At 72.9% G+C, this 7,513-nt stretch carries 7 protein-coding genes; all 7 read right to left on the bottom strand.

Annotated features, from left to right (window positions below; translation table 11 throughout):
* Nucleotides 1–118 precede the first annotated feature (118 nt).
* The gene (locus tag IH44_RS0137985; RefSeq protein ID WP_051818188.1) at nucleotides 119–1,252 is read right to left on the bottom strand and encodes a hypothetical protein; all 1,134 of its coding nucleotides are present in this window, start codon (nucleotides 1,250–1,252) and stop codon (nucleotides 119–121) included.
* A gap of 372 nt (nucleotides 1,253–1,624) precedes the next feature.
* Nucleotides 1,625–2,842 (bottom strand): hypothetical protein, encoded by a 1,218-nt coding sequence (locus IH44_RS0137980; RefSeq protein WP_030464413.1) that lies wholly within the window; start codon nucleotides 2,840–2,842, stop codon nucleotides 1,625–1,627.
* A gap of 138 nt (nucleotides 2,843–2,980) precedes the next feature.
* Nucleotides 2,981–3,403: a hypothetical protein gene (locus IH44_RS0137975; RefSeq protein ID WP_030464412.1), complete on the bottom strand. Its 423-nt coding sequence runs from the start codon at nucleotides 3,401–3,403 to the stop codon at nucleotides 2,981–2,983.
* Between the two features lie 70 nt (nucleotides 3,404–3,473).
* Nucleotides 3,474–5,447, bottom strand: a complete 1,974-nt coding sequence (locus IH44_RS0137970; protein ID WP_107066728.1) for a ParB N-terminal domain-containing protein — start codon at nucleotides 5,445–5,447, stop codon at nucleotides 3,474–3,476.
* 97 nt (nucleotides 5,448–5,544) lie between these two features.
* Entirely contained in the window at nucleotides 5,545–6,006 is a 462-nt protein-coding gene (locus IH44_RS0137965; protein ID WP_030464410.1) for a DUF6197 family protein, read from the bottom strand.
* A gap of 17 nt (nucleotides 6,007–6,023) precedes the next feature.
* Nucleotides 6,024–6,260, bottom strand: coding sequence for a hypothetical protein (locus tag IH44_RS0137960; protein WP_157852608.1), 237 nt, complete (start codon nucleotides 6,258–6,260; stop codon nucleotides 6,024–6,026).
* 74 nt (nucleotides 6,261–6,334) lie between these two features.
* The gene (locus tag IH44_RS0137955) at nucleotides 6,335–7,078 is read right to left on the bottom strand and encodes a DUF2786 domain-containing protein (RefSeq protein WP_051818186.1); all 744 of its coding nucleotides are present in this window, start codon (nucleotides 7,076–7,078) and stop codon (nucleotides 6,335–6,337) included.
* Between the last annotated feature and the right edge of the window lie 435 nt (nucleotides 7,079–7,513).

Here is a 7,513-nt window from a genome sequence, read left to right as displayed (position 1 = left end):
CCGAGGAGGGAACCCCGCCCCCACAACCCCAACCACGAACGACGCCGCACCCAACCAACCCGCCCCCTCCCCCTCCGAGAGAGGACCCGCCGGAGGCACGAAACCATGATCCGGGGTGTCACCACAGGGTGGGCTGGAGCGGGGCGACGGGGATCGGCCGGGCCCGCGGGAGGGCCCGCCGGGGCTTGGGCAGAGGCGGTGCTGGAGTTCGCGGGGCCGTGGTTGGTGCGGGTGCCGGCTGCGGGAGGGCGGCAGCGGCGCCGGTGTCCGGCGAGCTGGCCGGTGCGAGGTCGACGGTCGGCTGTTGGCTGGCGCGGGCCTGCTGTTCGGCGATGGTGATCGGCTTCTGGTAGAGCTTCTGCGCGCTGGGTTCGAGCGGGGGCAGGCGGCGGGCGGCGGCCTTCTGGTCGTCGCGGCGCTTGTGACGGCGGCGGACCCGGGCGAACCGCGCTTCGTAGGCGATGTGGTCGCTGGCGTGCAGCCCGGCCTGGTGCAGCAGGGCGAGTTCCAGCGCGACGTGGCCCATCGGGCTCGGGGTGAGCACGCGGGTGCCGTCGCTCTGCTGGTCGGCGGTGAGGAACTTGGCGGTCAGCAGAGCCTGCGTCCGCTCCTGACTGATCCGGCGCCCGCCGGTCCACCCGCCGTGCCGCGCAGCGAGCCGGGCACGGCCGTCACGCCAGTACAGTCGGCCGGTCGCGGCGGCCTCCATCACCCGCAGGTGGCCGGTGCTCCAGCCGAGTTCGGCGACGTGGCGTTCGGCGAGGTAGAGGTTCGAGGCGGCCTGCTCCCGGTTCGGGCGGTCCATCCCGGTGGCAGCCTGCTCCTCGGCCTCGCGCCGGTCTTCCTCCTGGCGGCGGGCGCGCTCGCGCTCGGCCTGCTCCTCGGGCGTGAGGACACGGTCCAGCTCGGCGCGCAGGCCGGCGGCCGTGACCTCGACTCCGGCGGCGGCCTGGGCGAGCACCGCATGGTGGACGGCTTGGCGGGCGCAGTAGGCGAGCGAGCTTGCAGGCATCTCGGGATCGACGGCGTACTGCTCGGCGCGGTCGGCGTGCCGGGCGGCTTCGACGGCTTCTTGGTGGGCCGCGTGCATGGCCGCCTCCAGCCGCGCGGTGCCGGTGCTGCTTCGGCGGACGGCGGCCATGGCTTCGTCCGCGGCGATGACCGCGAGTAGGGCGGCTTCCCCGGCGACTTGCAGGCAGGTCTGCGGTGAGGGGTCTCCGAACTGGGCGGCGGCGCGCGCGGGCTCGGGCATTGGTGGTCCTCGGTGGGTTCGGTGGTGCGGTCGGGGGCGGCGGCGCCCCCGTCGTCGGGGTGCCGCCTGGTCGCGCGGAGCGCGGCGGAGAGTGCTGTCGTGCCCGTAGGGCACGTCCGTTGGCCCGGCGTCCGGGCGGGGCGGGAGGGCCGCCTGCGGCCCGGACGTCCCGGCCGGCTGCGAGCCGGGCCGGGCTGAGCCGTCCCGAAGGGACGCCCTTTCGGTCTTCGGTCGCGGGGCGGGTCGGCCGCCAACGGAGGCGGCGCTGCCGGGCGGTGGGTGCGCGTGGGGTTGGGCGGCTCGATGCCGCCCAACCCCACGACCGGCGGCCCGGGGCGGGCCGGGCGGTGGTCTCCGCCCGGCCGGGCCTTCCTAGGCGGCGACCGGTTCGCGCTCGGTGACGCGGCACCGGGTGAGTACGGTCTGGGCGGTCTCGCCGTAGGTGCTGTGCTCCTTGACGGTGCCGGTCAGCTCGACCTCGTCGCCCTTGCCCGGGACGGTGGCGGCGCTGCTGAACCACACGTAGACGTTGCCCTCGGCGTCCTGGAACTTGATCAGTCGGCGGCGCTGAGCGTGGTAGCCGTAGTACCGCTCCTCCAGCTCGATGACCGTGGTCACGGTGGCGGGGACGGTGAGCCGCTCCCCCTTGCTGCCCTGCGGCTTGCTGTTCTGGGCGGCCCGCTCGATGGCCGCCTTCTCCTGGTCGCGGTGCCACCCGGCGACGGCGGACACCAGCGTCGGCAGGTGGCGCGGGGCGACGGTCTCGCCCTTGGCCAGCTGGCCCACCTTGTGGCGGTACTCGGAGAGGCTGCCGTACCCCTGGAGTGCCCACGCGCGGACGGCGGCGGCGGTGCTGGCCGCGTCGGGCTCGGCGTCGATTCCGGCCCGCCACTCCATCGGGGCCTTGCGGTCGAAGAAGTACGCTTCGACGCTGTCGGCGGTCGGCACACGGTTCTTCCACTGCTCGGAGCGGCTGTAGAAACGGCCGTCCTGGGTGACGATGGCGGCGGCCACCCGGAGCACCTCGTCCACCGGCACGCGCAGGTCCGCCGGGACGCCACCCTCCTCTCCGTCCCAGTCGGAATCCTTGATCGACCCGAGACGCCACAGCGCCTCAAGCCCCTTGATCGGCAGTCCGGTGTACGGCTCGACGCACGTGGTGCCCAACTGCCGAATCTCGCCGTTCTCGTGGCGAGCGAGATAGGTGGCGGTGCGGTGCCGGGCGACGGAGCACCCCTGGCAGTAGTTCTCGACGGCCCGGTGCTGGCGCGCGGCTTCGGCGTCCCGCTCCGGCAGGCCCGGGAACAGGCTGGTGATCGTCTCCCCCTCCTCGTCGTGGTCCAGACGGGCGATGACGGTCCAGCCCTGGTGGCGGGGCATGTCGCCGGTGATGGTCACGGTGACGGTGGGGCGCTTGCCGATCACCCGGCCGTCCACGTCGCGGTAGTCCGCGAGGAACGGGGCGGAGATGTCGAGCGCGTACGGGCTGAGGCGGTGGACGGCGGCGCGGGCGTTGGTGGCCTCAACGAGCTGGCGGACGCGGGCCTGGGCGGTGGCGGGGACGGAAAACCGCATGGCTGCGCTGGTCATCGGGGTGCTCCTGCTGGTGAGAGGAATCGAGTCCCCGGCCGGGCGGGTTGCCCTCCGCGGGCGGCCGGGTTCGGGTTGGGGCCGGCTGTTGGCCCGTGGTTCGGAGGGGGTGTTGCCCTCCCCCTCCGACACCATTAATTAAACCATGTTTTGACGGGTGAGGCAAACGTCCCGGCCGGGGATGTCGAGTGCGGCGCGGTCGCGCAGGAAGGCGGCGAACAGTGCGGCGGTGAGGCTGTCCGGGGTGCCGTAGGTGCGGCGGCAGTCCAGCGCCCCGACGCGCTCGCCGTGATGGCGGACGGGGAACGGCTGGCCGGGCTCGGGGATGACCAGCGCGTACAGTCCGCGCGGGGTGTCCACGCGGAGGACGACGGCGGCGGCCTCCGGGTCGTAAGCGGCAGACCAGCGGGCGGACCCGATGCCGAACTCCGCGAGCCCGCCCGCGATGGCGCGGGCCTGCATCAGGTCGGCGGCGACGCTGGCGTTCGGCTCGGCGGGGGCTGCGGCGTATCCGCAGCAGTGGTCGTCGGCGTAGGTCTCGGAGAGGACTGCACGGGTCACGGTGGGGCTCCTGGGAGGCTGCCGGGGGCGGGGCGGGTTCCCGCCCCCGGCGTCGGATCGGTGGGGAGGATCAGGCGGCTTCGGTCTCGGTGGTCGACTCCTCGGCCTCGGCCGGGGCGTCCGGCTCGGCCTCCGGCTCCGGCTCCACTCCCTCCGGCTCGGCGTCGGCCTGGTCGCCCTCGGCCTCGGTCGGGGCTTCCGGCTCGGGCTCGCCCTCCGGGGCCTCCTCGACCTGCTCCGGCCGGGCGTCGGTGGCGTCGGCGGCCTGCTCGTCGCCGCCCTCGCCCTCGGCCGGTTCGGCCTCCGGCTCCTCGTCGCCCTGCTCGTCGTCGCCCTGCTGGGTGTCCGGCTCGGCTTCCGGCTCGCCCCCGCCAAGCAGGGAGGCGCGGGGCTGCTCCTTCTTCGCCGGGTCGTACGGCGTCTCGTCCGCCACCGACCGCTCGATGGGCGTCAGCTGGTACCCGAGCGACTCCAGCACGCGGAACCACGCGGCCGTGGGCTTCCGGGTCCACGGGGCGTGCTGGCCGTCCGTCCGCCACGCCGACCGGTTCGCGCACTTCTCACGGACGGCCGCGATGGCCGCGAACTGGAGCTGAGGGGCCCGACGCGGGTCCTTGGCGGCGTGCTGGGCGAACATGCTGCGGTCCTTGGCCTGCTGGGCGTTCAGCCCCAGGAAATCGGCCAGGATCTCAGTGGTGGGCTCCTTGTTCAGGTCGTCACAGATCCCCCACGTCCCGCTCAGAAGTGCCTCGTTGACGTGGCGGATCAGGACGTTGGTGCTGGCCTTCGGGAGCGCGCGCGACTTGATCAGGTCCGCGAGCCACTTCCGGCGGATCACCTCGGCGGCGTCCCAGTCGATATTGCCCGCCTTGACGGCGGCGCGGGCGGCGCGCTCGGCCTCGACCTCGGCGGCGGTCCTGGTGCTGCCGGTTCCGCTGCTCTTGGCGCTCTCCGGCGCGACGTGTCCGTACAGTCCGGGGGCCGTGCAGTAGGGCTCGTACCGGTCGCCCCGCCGGTCGTCGAACACCCACACCTGACCCTTGCACCCGTTGTGCTCCTCCTCGCTGACGCCGCTCAGCCGCCACACCCGCGTGGCCCGCTCGGACAGCTCCTCGATATCGCGGATCTTCTGCCCGGCGGCCTCCAGCTCCGCGCGGTGGGCCGCCGCCTTGGCCGCCTTGTCGCGCTTGACCCGCTCGACCTCGATGGCCCACTGAACCTTCGCCTCGTCCGCGCCCTTGGCGGCGGCAGCCTCGGTGATCGCGGCGAGCGCCTCCGGGTTATCGGCGAACTCCTGGAGGGCGGCCATGTTCTCGAACGTCCACGTGTAGCCGCTCGCGGCACTGATGGCGGCGCTGAGCTTCTCGTCGTTGCGGACCTTGACGAGAGTGCGCACGTCCTTCTGTCGGACGCCCGCCGCCTTGGCGATGCGGCCGACCTGTGCGCCCGCCTCGGCGGCGCTGAACATGGCCTGGTTCATCTCCTTCGTCGTCAGGCCCTTGCGCTGCTCGGAGGTGGTGATCATGTCGAGGAACTGCCCGGCGGCGTCGCGGTCGTCGTCCTCCCACTCGTACGGCAGGTGGGTGAGGCCCGCGTCCTGCGCGCCGAAGTAGCGGCGGTGGCCGTCGTTGACCTGGATGATCCCGCCCTCAAGCCGCTGGATCTTGACCGGGATGCGGCAGCCCTCGGCGCGGAAGGACTCCACGAACCGCGCGTTGATGTCGAGATCCTCGCGGGCGTTCTCCGGGTGCGGGGTGAGCGCGTCGATCCGGATGACCGGGCGGGGCGTGAACGGCAGGGCCTCCAGCCCCGCGTCGACGGCGGCGGCGAGCCGCTGGAACCCGTCGATGATCTGCGGCACGTTGCCGTTGGTGCGCACGACGTACAGCGGCTCCTGGACGCCGTTGGCCTTCACGTCGGCCAGTAGATCGGCCGGGGCCTCGACGGAGCGGACGTTGCCGGGGTGTGCGAGGAGTTCTGCGGTGGTGATGGTCGGCCACGGGGCGGGAGCGGTCTGGACGCCGGCCTGGGTCTTGGTGGTCATCGTCGTACTGCCTTCTGGTGAGAGGTTCCGCCGGGGCCGGTCGGCCCGGCGGGGGTGTCGGTCGGGGGTGTTGCCCTCCCCCTTCCGACACCATTAATTAAACCATGTTCTGGAGGGTGGAGCAACCGGGTACGGTGTGATCGGCGTCACCCCGGTAGAGGGCTGCGGCTGAGCGGATCAGGGCAGCAGCCTCGGCGGTGGTCCGCCCGGGGGCGTCACTCCAGCACCACAGCAGGGTGCGCCGATAGGCGTCCTCCGTGAGCCCCAGCTTGCGCCATCGGACGGGCGACACGGGGCCGCCGTGGGCCTGATTGCTGAGCACCACCAGGGAGTCGAACAGGGAGCGCTGGAAGACCTCCCACGCCTCGCCGCGCTGGGACCAGCGGGGCCGGGCGGCGCGCACGCCGCGCCCCCATGCGTGCAGCAGGTTGCACGGGGCGGTGCTGCCCATCCTGCCGGGCTGCCAGAGGTGGTCACCCTGATACAGGCCGACGCGCTCGATGTGGTCGGCGGCGGCGGTGAGGATACGGGCGGGGGTGGCGCGGTACTTCCGGGGCATGACGCTCTCCTGGGTAGTCAAGATGCGTTGTCCTCAACGGACTTGGCGGCTATGGCGCAGTCGGTGCAGTGGCAGGGGGTGCGCCACTGATGCCCGGCCGGGCTGGCGCTGGCGAACGTGCGGGCGGCGGCTTCGCTGATCCGGCCCGTGCCGGGGACCTTCGGGGCGGCGGCGTTCCACGCCTGGGGGACGCTGTAGACCTGGAAGTAGTGGCGGCCGTCCTCGTCGGTCTTGTGGAACCTGATCCAGTCCATGAACACGCGGGGCTCCTCGGGGCGCGCGGGGAGGGGCCGGGGCGGCGGGCCGCCGCCCCGGCGGGGTGCCTGGATCAGGCGGCGAGCGATCCGGCGGACCTGACTCCGATGCGGCGGCTCCCGCCGATGTCGGCGCGGTTGCCTGCGGCGATGCCGTCGCCGTACCCGCTGCCGCTGAAAGAGCTGCTCTGCTTCCGGACCCTGGGGTGAGCCTCCCGGAATGCAGCCCGGACCATGCTGCCTCGGGCGGCCAACACGAGTTCGCCGCTGCGGCCGGTGGCGGACGTCTCCCCGCTGGCGGCGGCTCGGGCGGCCTCCTCGATGGCCGCAAGCCGCTCGGTGACGCGCGTGATGAAACCGAGCTGCCAGGAGTTGCGCCACGCCTTCGGGCTGCGCACACCGTACGGCACGGTCTGCCGGTTAAGGCCGTTAAGCATCTGGAGCAGAAGCGAGGTGTAGAGGATCTCCGCGCGCTGGACATCGGACTCGTAGCCGACCACGTGGACGCGGCGGGTGCCGTTGCCCTGCTGGCCCATGAGGATGGACTTGCAGCCGACAGCTTCGGCGATGTGGTACATGAGGCGGACGCGGGACATCGACCAGGGGTTGGGGAGGTCGAAGTTCTTGTCCGTGATCCCGTCGCGCGACGGCTGTCCGTCGCTCAGGAGCGCCTCGTCCACGCCGTACTTGGCCACCATCTCCATGGCCCGGGTGCGAGCAAGCTCGGCCTCGGCCTCCGGCGTCGCCGGGTCCTCGGCCTTGGCCAGCAGCGCCCGGATCGTCGCCAGCTTGGGGTTCGCGTCCGCCTGGGTGGTCACAGTTCTTCTCCTGGTGAGAGTGGGTACCGGGGCCGGTCGGCCTCCGGTGGCCGGCTGGGGTGTTGCCCCCCCCTTCCGACATCACTAATTAAACCATGTTCTTGGGGGTGGGTCAAGCCCAACAACCCATCTGACCTGCCCTTTTCCCGCCGCGTCCACCCGCACCCGCCCGGCCGGGCCCGGCCACAACGCGCCCCGGGCGGGGTTCCCTCCTCGGTCGGACAGCGCCAGCCGAACCAGGGTTCCGGGTGGGGTGTCCAGGCTCGCGCAGCGACCGCGAAGCGGCCCGGCCTGGACACCCTGCCCGGGGCCCTGGTACGCCCCCCGGGTGTCCGGCCGAGGAGGGAACCCCGCCCCCACAACCCCAACCACGAACGACGCCGCACCCAACCAACCCGCCCCCTCCCCCTCCGAGAGAGGACCCGCCGGAGGCAC

The sequence above is a fragment of the Kitasatospora sp. NRRL B-11411 genome (assembly GCF_000721345.1).
GTDB classification, from domain to species: Bacteria; Actinomycetota; Actinomycetes; order Streptomycetales; family Streptomycetaceae; genus Kitasatospora; species Kitasatospora cineracea.
Note: the sequence above shows the minus strand (reverse complement) of the source record. Positions and strands in the feature narration are given on the sequence as shown.

Excerpts from the sequence above, each read along its gene's own strand:
- IH44_RS0137960 (WP_157852608.1), bottom strand. The coding sequence starts at position 6,260 with ATGGACTGGATCAGGTTCCACAAGACCGACGAGGACGGCCGCCACTAC.
- IH44_RS0137980 (WP_030464413.1), bottom strand. The coding sequence starts at position 2,842 with ATGACCAGCGCAGCCATGCGGTTTTCCGTCCCCGCCACCGCCCAGGCC.
- IH44_RS0137965 (WP_030464410.1), bottom strand. The coding sequence starts at position 6,006 with ATGCCCCGGAAGTACCGCGCCACCCCCGCCCGTATCCTCACCGCCGCC.
- IH44_RS0137985 (WP_051818188.1), bottom strand. The coding sequence starts at position 1,252 with ATGCCCGAGCCCGCGCGCGCCGCCGCCCAGTTCGGAGACCCCTCACCG.
- IH44_RS0137970 (WP_107066728.1), bottom strand. The coding sequence starts at position 5,447 with ATGACCACCAAGACCCAGGCCGGCGTCCAGACCGCTCCCGCCCCGTGG.